Here is a 16,424-nt window from a genome sequence, read left to right on the forward strand (position 1 = left end):
CCTTTCATCCTGTCGATCGAACGTGCGATTCTCGTTCTGCACCCTCCCTGATTCGCAGGGGGATGTTGCGGCCCGTGTTCGACGCTGAAAGCAAGTTTCAACGCTGACATCTTTGGCCCGCCTGCCTGTATCGCGCTTGAACCGTGGCCAAGCGCTGTGGCAGAGCGCGCCCGCACCGGGAATCCGGCCCCCTTTCGGAGATCAAGATGACGAACGATGTGAAGCGCGTGGTGCTGGCCTATTCGGGGGGGCTCGACACGAGCGTCATCCTGAAATGGCTGCAGCAGACCTACGGCTGCGAGGTCGTGACCTTCACCGCCGATCTCGGCCAGGGCGAGGAACTGGAACCCGCCCGCGCCAAGGCCCGGCTGATGGGCATCAAGGAAGAGCATATCTTCATCGACGATCTCCGCGAGGAGTTCGTGAAGGACTATGTCTATCCGATGATGCGCGCCAATGCGCTCTATGAAGGGCTCTACCTGCTCGGCACCTCGATCGCCCGGCCGCTGATCGCCAAGCGCCAGATCGAGATCGCGAAGCAGGTCGGCGCGGACGCGGTGTCCCACGGCGCCACCGGCAAGGGCAACGACCAGGTGCGCTTCGAGCTGGGCTATTACGCGCTTTCGCCCGACATCAAGGTGATCGCGCCGTGGCGCGAGTGGGACCTGACCAGCCGCACCGCGCTGATCGAATTCGCCGAGAAGCACCAGATCCCGGTGCCCAAGGACAAGCGCGGCGAAAGCCCCTTCTCCACCGACGCCAACCTCCTCCACACCTCGTCCGAGGGCAAGGTGCTGGAAGATCCGTGGGAGGAGGTGCCGGACTATGTCTATTCGCGCACCGTCAATCCCGAGGACGCGCCCGACCAGCCGGAGATCATCACGATCGATTTCGAGCGCGGCGACGCGGTGGCGATCAACGGCGAGGGGCTGAGCCCGGCCACCCTGCTGGCGAAGCTCAACGATCTCGGCCGCACCCACGGCATCGGCCGTCTCGACCTGGTCGAAAACCGCTTCGTCGGCATGAAGTCGCGCGGCATGTATGAGACGCCGGGCGGCACCATCCTGCACCTCGCCCATCGCGGGATCGAGCAGATCACGCTGGATCGCGGCGCGGCGCACCTGAAGGACGAGCTGGCGCCGCGCTATGCGGAGCTGATCTACAACGGCTTCTGGTTCTCGCCCGAGCGCGAGATGCTGCAGGCCGCGATCGACCACAGCCAGGAGAAGGTGACGGGCACCGTCCGCCTCAAGCTCTACAAAGGCGGCGTGCATGTGATCGGGCGGAAGTCCCCCTACACGCTCTACAGCGAGAAGGTGGTGACGTTCGAGGACGACGCCGGCGCCTACGACCAGCGCGACGCCGCCGGCTTCATCAAGCTCAACGCGCTGCGCCTGCGCCTGCTGGGCCGCCGCGACGGCCGCTGAGCGCGGCCCGCTTCTTCTTCGTCGAGAAACGATCGCCGTCCCCGTCACGCGGGGGCGGCGATTTCATTTTGTGGCGGACGGGCGGCTTGTCATCTGGCTCGCAGGGCGCGCGATCCTCGGGGAAGATCTGTGGCGGGCCGGCGACGTCGAGCCGGGCGAGCCCGATGATGTCGATCGGATAGCTTTCGCAATCGCCCACCCGCACGCGGGTGCGATCCAGGGCGTCGAGCAGATGATCGCCCTTGTCGTAGGCGTTGGCGCCCAGCCGCAGCAGCCAGATGGTCGGCACCGCGCGGGCATCCGGCGCATCGGCGATCGCCGCCAGCCGATCCGCCGGCAGCGAGAAGACGCCCCGGCTGCCGGTGGGATTCCAGGCGCCCGGCCCGCCATCCAGCGTCGGTATCGGCGTCGGGATCGGCCGGGTGGCGATCCTGAGGCCGAGATCGCGGACCGCATAATCGAACGGCAGCGCGCCTTCGTTGGGATAGGCCCATACCATGTCGCCGGGGCGGTAGCGCTGCTCCAGCCAGCGGACGGCGGCATACCAGTCCTGCATCGGCGGGCTGGCGCGACGGCGGACGTCGATCACCGCCATCCGGCCCGCCAGCAGGATCAGGCAAACCCCGGCGGCGACCATGGCGATGCGGCGCAGCCAGCCGGGAAGCCCGAATACGCCGCCCATGCCGATGGCGATCAGGATCAGGCTGGGCACCGCCGCCGCCGTCATCGTCCGCACGATGAACACCGGCGCCACCAGCAGCGACAGGGCGATGGAAGCCGCGACCGGCAGCAGCGCCGCGACCAGCAGCGCCGCCGCCAGCCGCCAGCCGCCCCTGCGCAAAGCCAGCAGGACGATCGCGCCGAGCAGGAGCAGGCAGCCGCCGACGATCCCCTTCGTGCCCTGCGCGACATAGATTTCCGCCAGGCGCGGCACGAGATTGACCGTGGAGAAATGCAGCCAGGTGGATTTCACCCAGGTCGGCGCCTGATCGATCAGGATGAGGAGGCCCGGCAGATAGAGCAGCCCGGCCAGCGCCTGCCCGCCGATCAGCAACGCCCAGTCCCGCCGCGAAAGCCCCGGCCGGGCGATCAGCAGCAGCGAGGCGAGCCCGAGCGCGGCGGCATAAAGCGGGCCGAGATTGTGGAGCCAGAGCACCAGCAGCAGGCAGGCGCAATAAGCGGCGAAGGGCCGGCGCGGGATGCGCCCCGCCGCCCCCACCCCGCGCGCGGCGCGGATCAGCGCGAGGAGCGCGGCGGCATAGACGAGGATCAGCACCGGATAGGGGCGCACCTCGCGCGCCATTTCGACCAGCGCCGGCGAAAGCGCCGCCACCAGCCCCGCCGCCAGCATGACCGGCATCGCCGGCAGGCGGACGAGCCGCGCCGCTTCCCGCGCCGCCAGCACCGTCACCGGCACGGTCAGCAGCCCGCAGGCGATGCCGAGCGCGCGGAGCGCGGCGAGCGAATCGCCGAAGCCCAAGGTCCAGAGCCGGAGCAGCGAATAATAAAAGGGCGGATGGGTTTCGTAGAGCGGAACGATATTCCAGAGGAAATCGAAGCCCTTGGCGGCGGCATAGGCGCTATAGGCCTCATCCAGCCACAGCGGTTCGGCCAGCGTGCCGCGGATGCGGAACCAGCCTGCGATCGCGAGGATGAGGATCGCGGCCAGCGCGATCGCGAAACGGCGGATCAGAATCACCGGCGGGCCTGTACTGCCTCGCGCCGGCGATTTGAAGCGGCACAAGGCGCCGAGCGCGATGAAATCCCCGCTTGCGGCCGCCCGCGCGGCGGAGAATAAGCCGCGCGCATGAATCCGCCCCCGACCGACGCTGCCCCCTGGTGGGCCGACTGGCGCTATGCCGCGGCCCTGGTGATCCTCTGCGCGATCCCGCTCGTCTATCCGCCGCTGCCGCCGCTGACCGACCTGCTCGGCCATCTGGCGCGCTACCATGTGCAGCTGACGATCGACAGCTCGCCCTATCTGTCGCGCTATTTCGGCTTCGAATGGGCGCTGCTCGGCAATCTCGGCGTCGACCTGCTGGTGATCCCGCTATCCAAGGTCTTCGGCCTCCAGCTCGCGGTGAAGCTGATCGCGCTGTCGGTGCCGCCGATCACCGCCGCCGGCCTGCTGTGGATCGCGCGCGAGGCGCATGGCCGCATCCCGCCCACCGCTGCCTTCGCCCTGCCGCTCGCCTTCGGCTATCCCTTCCAGTTCGGTTTCCTGAACTACACGCTGGCGATGGCGTTCGCCTTCCTCGCCTTCGGCCTGTGGCTCCGGCTGGCGCGGGCGGAGCGCTGGGCGTTGCGCGGCGCGCTGTTCGTGCCGCTGGGCGCGGCGATCTGGCTGGTGCACAGCTTCGGCTGGGGCGTGCTGGGGCTGCTGGCCTTCGCCGCCGAGCTGGTGCGCGATCGCGGCCATGGCGGCACCCGCCTGCACGCGATCTGGAGGGCGGGCCTTTCCACCTGGCCGCTCTGGCCGCCGGCCGCGCTGATGCTGGCCTGGCGCAGCGGCAATGTCGCCGGGCAGACGGCCGACTGGTTCAACTGGGAGATGAAGGGCTATTGGCTGTGGTGGGCGCTGCGCGAACGGTGGGAGCTGTTCGATACCGCCAGCATCGCGCTGATCGGCCTGCTGCTGCTGGCCGGCCTGTTCCGGGTGAAGCTGCGCTTCGAAAAGATGCTGGGGCTGGCCTTCCTGATCCTGGCGATCGCCTTCGTCATGCTGCCGCGCATCCTGTTGGGATCGGCCTATGCCGACATGCGGCTGGTGCCTTATGCGCTGGCCATCGGCGTGATCGCCCTGGCGCCGAAGCCGGGGGCCGGGCGCGGTTTCGTGCGCGGCATCGCGGTGGCCGCCGCCTTGTTCTGCGTGGCGCGCATCGGCGCCTCCACCGTCAGCTTCTACCAATTCTCCCGCGCCTATGACGACCAACTGGGTGCGATTGACCATATCCGCCCCGGTTCGGCAGTGATGGTGATGGTGAACCTCAAATGCCGCACGCAATGGATCACGTCGCGCATGGACCATCTCGGCAGCCAGGCGATCCTGCGCCGCGATGCGTTTGCCAACGGGCAATGGACGATGGCGGGCGCGCAATTGCTGACGGTGAAATATGCCGCCGCCGGCCGCTTCGCGCGCGATCCCTCCCAACTGCTCCGCCCGCCGGAATGTCACGGCCGGGGCGAGCCGACCTGGGAGGATACGCTCGCCAACTTCCCCCGCGCCGCCTTCGACTATTTCTGGCTGATCGACATGCCGCGCGAACGCTGGCCGCATGAGCCGGATCTGATCCCGATCTGGCATGGGCGCGAGCGGGGCGTGCTCTACCGCGTGGTGAAGCCGGCCGCTCCGGCGGAGACGCAGGAGAAATAGACCCGCGCCGGCGCGCCTAGAAGAGCGTGGCGCCTTCCGTCGGGCGCGGCGGGCGCGGCGGCGCTTCCGCCTCGGCCGCCGTGGCCGCCGTCGTCCAGCCCAGCCGAGGGATGGCGATCGATCGCTTGCCGCCGAGATCGGTGCGCACCACGATCAGGTCGCGTGCCTCCATATAGGCGATCAGGCGGCGGACCCGGCCCGGCGATCGGGTGCCATAGACCTCGGCCAGTTCCGCCTCGCCCGGCGCCTCGCGGCCCTCGCGCGCCGCCCGCGCGATCAGCAGGAAGGCGCCCAGCATATCTTCCGGCAGCTCGGCGGCGAGCGCCAGCGCCTCGGCCCAACCTTCCTCCCGCTCGTCGAAGATGCCGGCGCGCGCCATCGCCATGCGCCGGCGGAAGGCGACGAGATCGACGCCGGAATCCGTGAGCCGCCGCATCCGGCAGCGGAGCTGGAAATCCTGGAACAGCACCGCCACCGGCCGGAAGGCGGCCTCGGGATCGGCGGCGACATCGGCCAGCACCGCCGCGACGATATCGGCACGCTCGTCCTCCGCCATCGCCGGCCCGGCGGGCGCATCCACGGCCGGGGCAAGCTGCGGCCGGGCGATGGCGCGGATCAGGTCCTCCGAGGAGACCGCCGGCCGCGCGGGCGGCGGCGGAGGCGGCGGAGGCGCCTCGTCCCGCGCGAGGATGAGATTTTCGACATCCTCGGCCGGCGCGGTGGGCAGCGGCACCAATTTGGGGCTGCCGCTGCGCGCGGACGTCTTGACCGGGCCGATGTTCACCGCGACCGGCCGGCGCGAGACCGCCGGGCCGAGCGCCAGGAACTGGCCGCGCGCCAGATCGCGGATGGTTTCCGCCTGCCGCCGCTCCATGCCCAGCAGATCGGCGGCGCGCGCCATGTCGATATCGAGGAAGGTGCGCCCCATCAGGAAGTTGGAGGCTTCGGCCGCGACATTCTTGGCAAGCTTGGCCAAGCGCTGGGTGGCGATCACGCCGGCAAGGCCGCGCTTGCGGCCGCGGCACATCAGGTTGGTCATCGCGCCCAGCGACGCGCGGCGCGCCTCGTCCGAAACCTCGCCGGCCACGGCGGGCGCGAAGAGCTGCGCCTCGTCCACCACCACCAGCGCGGGATACCAGTGATCGCGCGGCGCATCGAACAGGGCGGAAAGGAAGGTGGCGGCGCAGCGCATCTGGGCTTCCAGCTCCAGCCCCTCCAAGCTCAGCACCACCGACACGCGATGCTCGCGCACGCGCGCGGCGATCCGGGCGATCTCGCCCTCGCTATAATCGCCCGCCTCGATCGGCAGATGGCCATAAGGGCCGGAAAGCGTGACGAAATCGCCCTCGGGATCGATCACCACCTGCTGGACGACGCTGGCGCTCTCCTCCAGCATCCGGCGCAGCAGGTGCGACTTGCCGGACCCGGAATTGCCCTGCACGAGCAACCGGGTGGCGAGAAGCTCCTCGACATCCATCGCCACCGGCCGGCCGGCGGCATCATTTCCCATCTCGATCCTGATCGTCACATATCAGCCTTTGGACGATCCGAGCGGGCGCAAGCAAGGGCCGCGATGCCCCGGCACCCATCTTCCGGTCGCATCAGCCGCCGGCCGCGGCCGGCACCGGCCCGCCAAGCTCCCGATCGAGATGATGGATGGCGAGATCGAGCGTCGGCGGCGGCCGGCGAGCGGGAATAGACATCCAGCCGCTCCAGCGCGTCCGCCATCATCGCTCGTGCAACCCGAAGCGCCCGCCGCGCTTCCTCCTCATCCGCTACGCCACGCATGGATACTTGCTCCCTGCCCCGTCATTGCCAGCATCCGGCGTCAGGCGGGAGGGGATAATCCCGTCCCCGTGCGGGACAAAAAAGGGCCGCCCGAAGGCGGCCCGCTTTGACGGTTTCGATTTTGACGGTTGGGGGGAGAGCCCCGTTCAGCGCTGCCGATCGCCGCCTTCGCGATCCTGCTTGCCGCCGCGATCGCCCTGCTGTTGCTGGCCGCGCTGCTGCTGTTGCTGCTGGCGTTCGGCCTGGCGCTGCTGTTCGCGTTGCTGGTTGCGCTGGCCCTGGCCGTCCTGCTTCTGGTTCGCCATGTCCGTTCCTTCCTCGTCCCGGAAAGGGACGGACAGTGAACGAAGGCCAAGCGCGGCGGCTCCGTCGGCCAATGCGAAAAGCACGGAAAATGCGATGTTCTGCAACTGAAACGGCCCCGCCGGTGAGGGCGGGGCCGCTTGAGCGATCAGCCGATCCGCCGAAGCGATCGGCGGGCGATCAGTTGGAAGCGAGCTCGGCAGCGTCCTTGCGGCGGAACTCGACATTGGTGTTGTTCACCTTGCCGCGCACGCGATCGCCGCGCACGTTGAGGTCGAAATTCACCATCTTGCCGACCACATAGCCCTTGAGGCGGGTCGTTTCGCCGACCTGGCTGGTCTTGACGACATATTCGTCGCCATCGCGCTGGAAGCGGCTTTCGGTCCATTCGCTCTGGGCGAAGGCCGGCTGCGCGGCAAGGGCGGGGGCGGCGACGGCGGCCAGCGCCGCGACGGTCTTGATGAAACGCATCGAACGATCTCCTGTGAGGGGTATCGATCCGGCTTTCCCGTCCTACCCCGATTTCCCGTTCGAATTTATGTTGCAGTGCACATGCTGCAAGTGCGAAGAAAGCGCCTACGGTTGCACGAAATGCAATCGCTTTCCATCCTGCTGGAAAAACTGGTTCCCACCCCTCGCGCATCTGCTCTAGGAGGCGGCGTGGTTAGAGGCTGGAGAATCTGTTCATGACGCAACCGCTGCGAATCGCGCTCGCGGGGCTCGGCACGGTCGGTGGCGGGGTGGTCAAGCTGCTGGAGGCCAATCGCGCGCTGATCGAGCGCCGCGCCGGCCGCCCGATCGCGATCACCGCCATTTCCGCGCGCGATCGCACGCGGGATCGCGGCGTGGACCTTTCCGGCTTCGCCTGGGTGGACGATGCCGCGACGCTGGCGACGCGCGACGATGTCGACGTGGTGGTCGAGCTGATCGGCGGCGCGGATGGCCCGGCGCTGACGCTGGCGCGCGCCACGCTGGCGGCGGGCAAGGCCTTCGTCACCGCCAACAAGGCGATGATCGCGCATCATGGCGTTGAGCTGGCCGAAGCGGCGGAGAAGGCCGATGCCGCGCTGAAATATGAAGCGGCGGTGGCCGGCGGCATCCCGGTGATCAAGGGCCTGCGCGAGGGCGCGGCCGCCAACGAGATCGGCCATGTCTACGGCATCCTCAACGGCACCTGCAATTATATCCTGACCAAGATGGAGCAGGAGGGCCTCGACTTCGCCGACGTCCTCGCCGAGGCGCAGGCGCTGGGCTATGCCGAGGCCGATCCCAGCTTCGACATCGACGGGGTCGATGCCGCGCACAAGCTTTCGATCCTCGCCAGCCTGGCCTTCGGCACGACGCTCGATTTCGATTCCGTCGCCATATCAGGCATCCGCCACGTGATCGCCGCCGACATCGCCGAGGCGCAGGCGCTGGGCTTCCGCGTCCGCCTGGTCGGGCTGGCCGAAGCCGGCGGGGGCGGCCTGTTCCAGCGCGTCCATGCCTGCCTGGTGCCGATCAGCCACCCGCTCGCCCATGTCGTCGGATCGCTGAACGCGGTGGTGGCCGAGGGCAATTTCGTCGGCCGCCTGTTCTTCGAAGGCCGCGGCGCCGGCGAGGGGCCGACCGCATCGGCGGTGGTGGCCGATCTCATCGATATCGCGCGCGGCGAATATGGCCCCGCCTTCGCCATGCCGGTCGCGAGCCTCGCCCACCTGCCGCCCGCGATTCCCGGCGAGCGCAACGGCCGTGCCTATCTGCGCTTCACCGTGGCCGACCGGCCCGGCGTGCTGGCGGAGATCACCGCCGCGATGCGCGATGCCGGCGTCTCGATCGAAAGCCTGATCCAGCGCGGGGCGGCGGCCGATGGCGGCGTGCTTCTGGTGATGGTGACGCACGACTGCCCGGAAAGCGCCGTCGCCGACGCGCTCGACCGGCTGAAGGGGTCGGCCAGCATCCTGAGCCAGCCGATGCTGATGCACATCCTCGATATCTGAGGATTCCGGCTCGACATCCGAGGATTCGGGAAGGGGCCTGCCCCTTCCCCCGCCGTCAGCCGAACAGCACCCAGGCGACCGCGACGATCCCGGCCCAGAGCAGGCCGTTGATAAGGAGGATGGAGCGCAGCCGCGTGCCGAAGGGCAGCGGACGTTCGGTCTCGCCGGCCGTCGCCGGCGGCGTCACGGCCTCCGCGACGGCGGCGGCGATCTGGATGGCCGCGCCGCGCGACACTGCGGAGGTCATGTCCTCCGATCCGCCGAATTCGCCCCAAACGACCGGGCTTTCCGCCAGCGCCGCGCGCACCTGTTCGCGCAGCAGCGGCTGGACGAAGGCACAGCCGGCATAGGGATAGCCCGCCCACATCACGTCCGCCTCGCGCACGCCGATGCCCGGCAGGTCGATCTCCACCGTCATGCCCGGCGACAATTCCATCGCCGATTCGGCGCGGAAGCCGTCGACCGACAGATCGTGCACGGTGATGTCGGCGAAATCCTCGGTCCCGTGGCGCACGCCACCGTCCAGCAGCAACCGCGTGCGGGTCGAGCGGCGCTCTTCGTCCTCGTCAAAGGTCTGACGTAGCTTGGCCGCGAGGCTCATCATGGTCTCCGCATCGGCTTATCGCCGACAGAGCTAGTTCAGATTGGTTAACCGAAGGTAAAAGACCATATAACCGATCAAAGCACACGGCCCGCCGTGGTTCCATGAATCTTGCATGCGATCGATTCTCGACTTTGTCGCACGCCTTGCCTATCGGGCCGGTGATTAACGGAAAGGCGTGGGAACGATGGTGAAGGCAAGCAAGGCGCTCGATCGCGTGCTGGTTCTGGAAATGGTGCGCGTCACCGAGGCGGCCGCGATCGCCGCCTCGCGGCTGATCGGCCGGGGGGATGAGAAAGCCGCCGACGCCGCCGCGGTCGAAGCCATGCGCAAGGCCTTCAACGGCCTGGAGTTCGACGGCACCGTCGTGATCGGCGAGGGTGAGCGCGACGAGGCGCCGATGCTCTATATCGGCGAGAAGGTGGGCGCCGCCGTCGGCACCGGCCCGAAGATCGACATCGCGCTCGATCCGCTGGAAGGCACCACCATCACCGCCAAGGCCGGTCCCAACGCGCTCGCCGTGCTGGCCATCGCCGAGGAAGGCGGCCTGCTGAACGCGCCCGACGTCTATATGGACAAGATCGCGATCGGCCCCGGCTATCCGGCCGGCCTCGTCGGCCTCGATCGCACGCCGACCGAGAACATCACCGCGCTGGCCGCCGCCAAGGGCGTGCAGCCCAACGAGATCATCGCCTGCGTCCTCGATCGCCCGCGCCACGAAAAGCTGATCGCGGAGCTACGCCAGATCGGCTGCGGCATCGTGCTGATCCCCGACGGCGACGTGGCCGGCGTGATCGCCGTCACCGATCCCGACACCACCATCGACATCTATCTGGGATCGGGCGGCGCGCCGGAAGGCGTGCTGGCGGCGGCCGCGTTGCGCTGCGTGGGCGGCCAGTTCCAGGGCCGGCTGCTCTTCCGCAACGAGGAGGAGCGCGCCCGCGCCCACAAATGGGGCGTCACCGATCTCGATCGCATCTATCATCTCGAGGATCTGGTGAAGGGCGACGCCATCTTCGCCGCGACCGGCGTGACCGACGGATCGCTGCTGGAAGGCGTGAAGCGCCGCAAGAACGGCGTGATGACCACCGAAAGCGTGGTGATGCGCGCCAGCTCCGGCACCGTGCGCTGGGTGAAGGGCGAACATCACAAGGGCGGCTGAGCGCGCCGCCTCCCGCCATTTCCCGATTCCGCCGCCAGCCGATTCCGGCGGGCGCGAAAATGCTCTAGGGCATGGGCATGACTGCCGTGCTCAACATCTCCCGATCGATCCTCGGCCAGCCCTGGCGCTGGCGGGGATCGGGCACCGACGGCCGCGACGCGGATTTCCGCCCGGACGACCTCGTCGCCGGCCTGCTGATGGCGCGCGGCGTCCCGCGCGAGGCGGTGGAGGCGCACCGCGCGCCCACCATCCGCGGCTTCATGCCGGACCCGTCGATCTTCCGCGACATGGACCAGGCTGCCGAGCGGCTGGCGGACGCCGTCACGCGCGGCGAGCCGGTGACCATCTTCGGCGACTATGACGTCGACGGGGCGACATCGGCGGCGCTGCTGATCCGGCTGCTGCGGGGGCTGGGGCTCGATCCGCAGGCCTATATCCCCGACCGGCTGATGGAGGGCTATGGCCCGTCGGGCGAGGCGCTGGTGCGGATCGCGGCCGGCGGCGCGCGGCTGATCGTCACTGTCGATTGCGGCGCCCAGGCGTTCGAGGCGCTGGAAATGGCGCGCGCCACCGGCGTCGACGTGATCGTCGTCGATCATCACAAATGCGCCGCCGCCCTGCCCCCGGCGCTGGCGCTGGTGAACCCCAACCGGCTGGACGAGGCGGCGGACGCCGCCGCCCACGGCCACCTCGCCGCCGTCGGCGTCGCCTTCCTGCTGGGCGCCGCGCTGCTGCGCACGCTGCGCGCGCGCAACTGGTTCGCCACCCGCGCCGAACCCCGGCTGATCGATCTGCTCGATCTCGTGGCGCTGGGCACGGTGGCCGATGTCGCGGCGCTGCGCGGGCTCAACCGCGCCTTCGTCGCCCAGGGCCTGAAGGTGATGGCGCAGCGGCACAATATCGGCCTGGCCGCCCTCACCCAGGCCGCCCGGCTGGATCGCGCGCCGACCTGCACCGATCTCGGCTTCGCGCTGGGGCCGCGCATTAATGCCGGCGGCCGCGTCGGCAAGTCCGACCTCGGCGTCCGCCTGCTGACCACCGAGGACCCGGAGGAGGCCCGCACGATCGCCGCCGAGCTGGACCGCTTGAACGGCGAGCGGCGCGCCATCGAGATGCTCGTCACCGAGGCGGCGGAAGTCGCCGCCGCCACGCAGGGCAACCGCGCGGTGGCGCTGGTTTCGGGCGCCGGCTGGCATCCCGGCGTGATCGGCATCGTCGCCGGCCGGTTGAAGGAGAAGCTCGGCCGCCCCGCCATCGTCGTGGCGATGGACGATGCCGGCATCGGCAAGGGTTCCGGCCGGTCGATCTCGGGCGTCGATCTCGGCGCGGCGGTGCTGGCGGCCAAGGATATGGGCCTGCTCGTTGCCGGCGGCGGCCACGCCATGGCCGCCGGGCTGACGGTGGAGCAGGCGAGGCTCGACGCGCTCGCCGACTTCCTCGACGACAGGCTCGCGGCGGATGTGGCCCGCGCGCAGGACGGCCGCGCCTTGCTGCTCGATGCGGTGCTGACGCCGGGCGGGATCAACCCGGCCCTGGTCGATGCGCTCGATGCCGGCGGCCCTTATGGCGCGGGCTGGCCGTCGCCGCGCGTGGCGGCCGGCCCGGTCCGCATCGTCAGGGCCGATATCGTCGGCCAGGGCCATGTCCGCGCCATCGTCCAGGGCGACGACGGCCGCTCGATCAAGACGATCGCCTTCCGCCAGGCGGACAGCGCGCTCGGCCAGGCCCTGCTCGGCGCGGGCGCGGATCGCCGCCTGTGGCTGGCCGGCCGGCCCAAGGTGGACGACTGGAACAGCCGCCCGGCGGCCGAGCTCCACCTCGAGGATGCGGCCTGGGCGGACGAGCATCGCTGAGCGGATGAGGGCGGGAAATAATATTGCACGGGATGCTTGACCCCGCCCGATCGCTGCTTTAACGGCGCGACACCGATTGACGGCCCCTTCGTCTAGCGGTCAGGACGCGGCCCTTTCACGGCTGAAACACGGGTTCGATTCCCGTAGGGGTCACCAGTCAAGCGAATTAATGTGCTGATTTTATGTGATAAATCGCTTTTCTGAATCAATCAGGACCACGTTCATTCCCACATTTTTCGTGGGAACTGGTGGTATTTTTCGGAACATGGCGGGACGGAATCGATCTTTCATTGATCAGTCTCACGCCAAGCGGCTATCACATGCATGTTACATGCAGACACTTACCTGTTCGCATGGCGGCCCGTTCTTGTGAATATCCGTCTATGCCTTTAGCGCGTGGCTCTTCTGGCCGTCGCCTCGCTGGCCCGCATCGCTTTTCAACCGGTAACCCCCAAGCGGTCGATTGCAGGTGAATGAGGGGCGTCTCGTCGGTTTCGGGTATCAGCACGAAAAGCGGGACAGTTGACGCGTCGACACGCACTGGAGCGAAGCACACGGGTTCCGAATGAGGGCGTATCAGTCTTTGCGAAGATCGGCGCCTATTCCATCGCGCTGTTCGTTTCAAACGTGATTGCTCCCGATCCGGCGACCAAGTTGCTCGCATCACCGTTCAGTCCCCCGCTCTTGATATGCGTTGGAGCGCGGCGGCCCGCCATCCACTGGAAGATCTCACCGCGCTCCAGGGATGGTCAAAAGCGATAGGCGGCACCGACAAGAAGCTGATGGCGGTCGAATTTGTTCGAGCCTTCACCAAGGTCGGCATATCGGTATTCGAGGCGCGCGGAAACATGATCGGTGATCATCCTCTCCGCGCCGCCGCCGACCATCCAGCCGTCCCGATTGTCGGACGATGATATCCGTGTCGAGTTCGTCGAGATCGTCGTGCGAATGCGGGCATTGCTATAGCCACTCCGAACATAGATCAGAGTCTTCGGGGTCACGAGATAGCCGGCGCGCGCGGTCAGATCGAACGCATATCGGGGATCGACCCGGAGCGCACCTGCACTGCCCACCACTCCAAAATCATCGGAAGCAGCGAGGTTGAATTCGGCCTGCGCACCCAGGACGATGCGCGGCGCCACTTCATAATCATAGGCCAGGAACGCCCCGCCGACGAACGCATCCTTGGACTGGTCGACACCGGGAAGCTCCTTGCCGCCTGCCGGAAGGCGCACATCGGTCCTGTTCCACCCCGCCTGAACGCCGACAGAGGGTCCGTTGAAATCCTGCGCGGATGCATGGCCCGACCAGCCAGCCAAGGCAGCGGCAATGATAAGACGGGTTTTCATTACAATCTCCAAAGTCATCGGATCACGGCAACAGCTGCGCGTGCCGGGCGGAGTGTCGGGCCTGCGGTCGCTTGCCGCGATTGTGCGATTGACAGGGCCGCACCAGCGTTTCGCCATGCCGGGCATGATCTTCGGCATGACGGCCGGCTGACGAACCGCATGCGCGTCGCCCCGACATGCGCTTCAGTCGTGGAAGGCTCCGCGCGAAGCCCCATGGTCACGCAACCCTGAGGCCCGCCGACTGCATATGTTCGCACAGGTGATCCGGAACCTTGGTAGAATAGCCGGGCCGGGCCCGACGCGCCACTTTGCCCCCAGCTCACTGAGGGACATCCGATGAAACCCAAGCGTCAGTCCACGACCTGGTGCCAAGTGTCCGCTCTCCTGTGCCCGACGGTCGCCGCCATCGCCGCAGGCTGGCGCATCTTTACCTCGTTCGGCGATTTGCTGCTGTCCCTGATGCTGGGTTGCATCGCCTTCATCGCCCTGACACCGCTGACGGCCACTATGAGCGCCAGGGACGCCGCGCGCAGGCGCCACGACACGTGAACGCCCGGCGCATCGCGCTGGACAGCGTGATCATGATCGCGACGATCGCCATGCGACTCTCGCCCCTCGAACGCGACCTTCTGGCCGCCGGCCTGTTCGCGCTGCACCAGCGATTCTGGCCCCGCGACCTGCTGGACAATGAGGATCGGCCGGGCTCCTGACCGCTATCCGGGGCCGGGAAGCGGAGCGCGGCTCTGATCCGGCGGCTCTCTCGCCTCGCCCCCATGCATCGCTATTCCAAGGCATAGAGATGCATAGCGATTGGCATATCGCGGCTAGCCTCCCGCACGGTAGCGGCGGCGCGCGCCGTTCGCGATCCTCGATCCCGCCTCCAGGCCCGGCAGAAGCGGCCACGCGGGGCACGGCACTCTCAAACGTCGCCCACCGAGGAGAAAATCGCATGTCACAGCATATCGTTATCATAGGAGCCGGATTTGCCGGCCTCCTGGCCGCGCTTTCGGCAGCGCGCCTGCGCGATGAAAAGGGCGTGTCGCCCGAAGACCTGAAGATCACCGTCATCGCGCCCGAGCCGACCCTGATCGTCCGGCCGCGTCTCTACGAGCCGAATCCCGGGACAATGGTGGCGCCGCTGGACGAGCTATTCGCGGCGACGGACATCGGCTTCCATGAAGGCTGGGTCGACACGCTCGATGTGGAGCGCGGTACGGTAACGGTGACCGGGGCGGACGGGATTGCCGCCAAGCTGTTCTATGATCGGTTGATCGTCGCCGCAGGAAGCCAAGGCTTCCAACCACCGATTCCGGGACTTTCGGAATTCGGACACAGCGTCACGGATCGCGCTGGCGCGGTGAAGCTCGACGAGCATCTGCACGGGCTGGCGGGAAAGCCCCTTTCGGCGGCGCGCAACACGGTCGTGGTCGGCGGCGGCGGCTTTACCGGCATAGAGGTGGCGACCGAAATGCCGGCCCGGCTGCGGGAGATACTCGGGCCGAATGAGGCGGTCCGCGTCGTCATCGTCGAGAGGGGGTCGGTCGTCGCCCCGGACATGGGGGCAGAACCTCGCCCCTATATCGAGACGCGGCTGCGCGACCTGGGCATCGAGACGATGCTTGGCTCGGGGATCGCCCGGCTCGATGACGGCAGCGTCACGCTCGAAAATGGCGAACGGATCGAAACCGGGACCGTGATCTGGTCGGCAGGCATGCGCGCCTCGCCGCTGACCGCCCAGTTACCGGCCGATCGCGACACTCTCGGGCGAATCCTCGTCGAGCCAGACCTGCGCGTGCCCGGCAGTCCGCGCATTTTCGCCACGGGCGATACCGCGAAGGCGGCGACCGACGACAAAGGCAATTTCTCGCTCATGTCGTGCCAGCACGCGCGGCGCCTCGGCTCGTTCGCTGGCCATAATGCGGCGGCCGACCTGCTCGGCGAACCCACGCTGCCCTATGATCAGCCCGCCTATGTCGTGTGTCTCGATCTCGGCCCCGACACGGCCATCTTCACGCGCGGCTGGTCTCCCCGCACCGTCGAACTGACCGGCGCCGACGCGAAGAAGGTCAAGATGGATGTCAACGCGGTGTGGATCTACCCGCCGGCGGCGGATCGGCAAGCCGCATTCCAGAATGCCTTCGAGGCGCGGACGGTCGACTTCTGAGACGCGCATGGCCGGTCGGGCGGAACGTCCGGCCGGTGTGCTGTCGCACCTTCAGGTTGGAGCCTTTCATGCGGATTTGTGTCTTTTCCGGATCGAGCCATGGCTCGGCACCGGCCTATCGCGCCGCGGCGACAGCGCTGGGCGCGCTGCTGGCACGCAACGCCGTCGAGTTGGTCTATGGGGGAGCCGCAGTCGGATTAATGGGTATCGTCGCAGATGCCGCGCTTGCCGGTGGCGGGCGGGTGACGGGCGTCATCCCGCAAGCGCTGGTGGACAGGGAAGTCGCGCATACCGGCCTGACCGACCTACGCATCGTGGGATCCATGCACGACCGCAAGGCCCTGATGGTGTAGCGCGACGATTACGGAGTCCGGTCGGCGTCAATTTTGATGGCCGATAGGTGGCCGCGCCGGTTGGTGAATTCT

General features: G+C 68.1%; 15 protein-coding genes and 1 tRNA gene. 11 read left to right on the forward strand and 5 right to left on the reverse strand.

Features of this window, described 5'->3' with window-relative positions; all coding sequences use genetic code 11:
- The first annotated feature begins 206 nt into the window (after positions 1 to 206).
- Positions 207 to 1,427, forward strand: a complete 1,221-nt coding sequence (locus tag CV103_RS08980; protein ID WP_015458642.1) for an argininosuccinate synthase — start codon at positions 207 to 209, stop codon at positions 1,425 to 1,427.
- On the opposite strand, the gene CV103_RS08985 is transcribed toward CV103_RS08980, so the two are convergent.
- Entirely contained in the window at positions 1,381 to 3,126 is a 1,746-nt protein-coding gene (locus CV103_RS08985) for a hypothetical protein (RefSeq protein WP_107394700.1), read from the reverse strand. The two genes, CV103_RS08980 and CV103_RS08985, sit on opposite strands and share 47 nt — an antisense overlap.
- A 108-nt stretch (positions 3,127 to 3,234) precedes the next feature.
- On the opposite strand from CV103_RS08985, the gene CV103_RS08990 reads away from it, so the two are divergent.
- Entirely contained in the window at positions 3,235 to 4,800 is a 1,566-nt protein-coding gene (locus CV103_RS08990; protein WP_107394701.1) for a hypothetical protein, read from the forward strand.
- Positions 4,801 to 4,816: 16 nt separating this feature from the next.
- Here CV103_RS08990 and CV103_RS08995 read toward each other — a convergent pair whose 3' ends face one another.
- Positions 4,817 to 6,328 (reverse strand): ATP-binding protein, encoded by a 1,512-nt coding sequence (locus CV103_RS08995; RefSeq protein WP_107394702.1) that lies wholly within the window; start codon positions 6,326 to 6,328, stop codon positions 4,817 to 4,819.
- A 388-nt stretch (positions 6,329 to 6,716) separates the two neighbouring features.
- Here CV103_RS08995 and CV103_RS09000 point away from each other — a divergent pair, with 388 nt between their 5' ends.
- Positions 6,717 to 6,932: a hypothetical protein gene (locus tag CV103_RS09000; protein ID WP_107394703.1), complete on the forward strand. Its 216-nt coding sequence runs from the start codon at positions 6,717 to 6,719 to the stop codon at positions 6,930 to 6,932.
- 139 nt (positions 6,933 to 7,071) lie between these two features.
- On the opposite strand, the gene CV103_RS09005 is transcribed toward CV103_RS09000, so the two are convergent.
- Positions 7,072 to 7,362, reverse strand: a complete 291-nt coding sequence (locus CV103_RS09005; RefSeq protein WP_015458647.1) for a hypothetical protein — start codon at positions 7,360 to 7,362, stop codon at positions 7,072 to 7,074.
- 215 nt (positions 7,363 to 7,577) lie between these two features.
- Between CV103_RS09005 and CV103_RS09010 the strand changes: the two genes are divergently transcribed.
- Complete coding sequence (locus CV103_RS09010) at positions 7,578 to 8,870, forward strand: homoserine dehydrogenase (RefSeq protein ID WP_015458648.1); 1,293 nt, start codon at positions 7,578 to 7,580, stop codon at positions 8,868 to 8,870.
- A gap of 55 nt (positions 8,871 to 8,925) precedes the next feature.
- Here CV103_RS09010 and CV103_RS09015 read toward each other — a convergent pair whose 3' ends face one another.
- On the reverse strand, positions 8,926 to 9,471 hold the full coding sequence (locus CV103_RS09015; RefSeq protein ID WP_107394712.1) for a pilus assembly protein PilZ: 546 nt from the start codon (positions 9,469 to 9,471) through the stop codon (positions 8,926 to 8,928).
- Positions 9,472 to 9,658: 187 nt separating this feature from the next.
- On the opposite strand from CV103_RS09015, the gene glpX reads away from it, so the two are divergent.
- The 3 genes from glpX (at position 9,659) to CV103_RS09030 (ending at position 12,642) form a co-directional block, all read left to right on the forward strand.
- Positions 9,659 to 10,633 (forward strand): class II fructose-bisphosphatase, encoded by a 975-nt coding sequence (gene glpX, locus CV103_RS09020; protein ID WP_015458650.1) that lies wholly within the window; start codon positions 9,659 to 9,661, stop codon positions 10,631 to 10,633.
- A 77-nt stretch (positions 10,634 to 10,710) separates the two neighbouring features.
- Positions 10,711 to 12,486 (forward strand): single-stranded-DNA-specific exonuclease RecJ, encoded by a 1,776-nt coding sequence (recJ, locus tag CV103_RS09025; protein WP_107394713.1) that lies wholly within the window; start codon positions 10,711 to 10,713, stop codon positions 12,484 to 12,486.
- A gap of 81 nt (positions 12,487 to 12,567) precedes the next feature.
- Positions 12,568 to 12,642, forward strand: a tRNA-Glu gene (locus tag CV103_RS09030).
- A 593-nt stretch (positions 12,643 to 13,235) separates the two neighbouring features.
- Here the strand turns inward: CV103_RS09030 and CV103_RS09035 are convergent.
- Positions 13,236 to 13,973: an outer membrane protein gene (locus tag CV103_RS09035; protein ID WP_245896746.1), complete on the reverse strand. Its 738-nt coding sequence runs from the start codon at positions 13,971 to 13,973 to the stop codon at positions 13,236 to 13,238.
- 198 nt (positions 13,974 to 14,171) lie between these two features.
- Between CV103_RS09035 and CV103_RS09040 the strand changes: the two genes are divergently transcribed.
- The 4 genes from CV103_RS09040 to CV103_RS09050 all read left to right on the forward strand — a co-directional run bounded on the left by CV103_RS09040 (position 14,172) and on the right by CV103_RS09050 (position 16,352).
- The gene (locus CV103_RS09040; RefSeq protein WP_107394705.1) at positions 14,172 to 14,384 is read left to right on the forward strand and encodes a hypothetical protein; all 213 of its coding nucleotides are present in this window, start codon (positions 14,172 to 14,174) and stop codon (positions 14,382 to 14,384) included.
- On the forward strand, positions 14,381 to 14,545 hold the full coding sequence (locus CV103_RS22390) for a hypothetical protein (protein ID WP_170112598.1): 165 nt from the start codon (positions 14,381 to 14,383) through the stop codon (positions 14,543 to 14,545). Before CV103_RS09040 ends, CV103_RS22390 begins: the two co-directional genes overlap by 4 nt.
- A 239-nt stretch (positions 14,546 to 14,784) precedes the next feature.
- The gene (locus CV103_RS09045) at positions 14,785 to 15,999 is read left to right on the forward strand and encodes an NAD(P)/FAD-dependent oxidoreductase (protein ID WP_107394706.1); all 1,215 of its coding nucleotides are present in this window, start codon (positions 14,785 to 14,787) and stop codon (positions 15,997 to 15,999) included.
- Between the two features lie 68 nt (positions 16,000 to 16,067).
- Positions 16,068 to 16,352, forward strand: coding sequence for an LOG family protein (locus CV103_RS09050; protein ID WP_107394714.1), 285 nt, complete (start codon positions 16,068 to 16,070; stop codon positions 16,350 to 16,352).
- Positions 16,353 to 16,424 lie beyond the last annotated feature (72 nt).

The sequence above is a fragment of the Edaphosphingomonas fennica genome (assembly GCF_003034225.1).
In the GTDB taxonomy this organism is placed as follows: Bacteria; Pseudomonadota; Alphaproteobacteria; order Sphingomonadales; family Sphingomonadaceae; genus Sphingomonas_E; species Sphingomonas_E fennica.

Bases quoted from the DNA above. Each gene is read 5' to 3' on its own strand.
- CV103_RS09050 (WP_107394714.1), top strand. From the start codon at position 16,068: ATGCGGATTTGTGTCTTTTCCGGATCGAGCCATGGCTCGGCACCGGCC.
- CV103_RS09035 (WP_245896746.1), bottom strand. From the start codon at position 13,973: ATGCCGAAGATCATGCCCGGCATGGCGAAACGCTGGTGCGGCCCTGTC.
- CV103_RS09040 (WP_107394705.1), top strand. From the start codon at position 14,172: ATGAAACCCAAGCGTCAGTCCACGACCTGGTGCCAAGTGTCCGCTCTC.
- CV103_RS09010 (WP_015458648.1), top strand. From the start codon at position 7,578: ATGACGCAACCGCTGCGAATCGCGCTCGCGGGGCTCGGCACGGTCGGT.
- CV103_RS09005 (WP_015458647.1), bottom strand. From the start codon at position 7,362: ATGCGTTTCATCAAGACCGTCGCGGCGCTGGCCGCCGTCGCCGCCCCC.
- recJ (WP_107394713.1), top strand. From the start codon at position 10,711: ATGACTGCCGTGCTCAACATCTCCCGATCGATCCTCGGCCAGCCCTGG.
- CV103_RS09045 (WP_107394706.1), top strand. From the start codon at position 14,785: ATGTCACAGCATATCGTTATCATAGGAGCCGGATTTGCCGGCCTCCTG.
- CV103_RS09015 (WP_107394712.1), bottom strand. From the start codon at position 9,471: ATGAGCCTCGCGGCCAAGCTACGTCAGACCTTTGACGAGGACGAAGAG.
- CV103_RS08990 (WP_107394701.1), top strand. From the start codon at position 3,235: ATGAATCCGCCCCCGACCGACGCTGCCCCCTGGTGGGCCGACTGGCGC.
- glpX (WP_015458650.1), top strand. From the start codon at position 9,659: ATGGTGAAGGCAAGCAAGGCGCTCGATCGCGTGCTGGTTCTGGAAATG.
- CV103_RS08980 (WP_015458642.1), top strand. From the start codon at position 207: ATGACGAACGATGTGAAGCGCGTGGTGCTGGCCTATTCGGGGGGGCTC.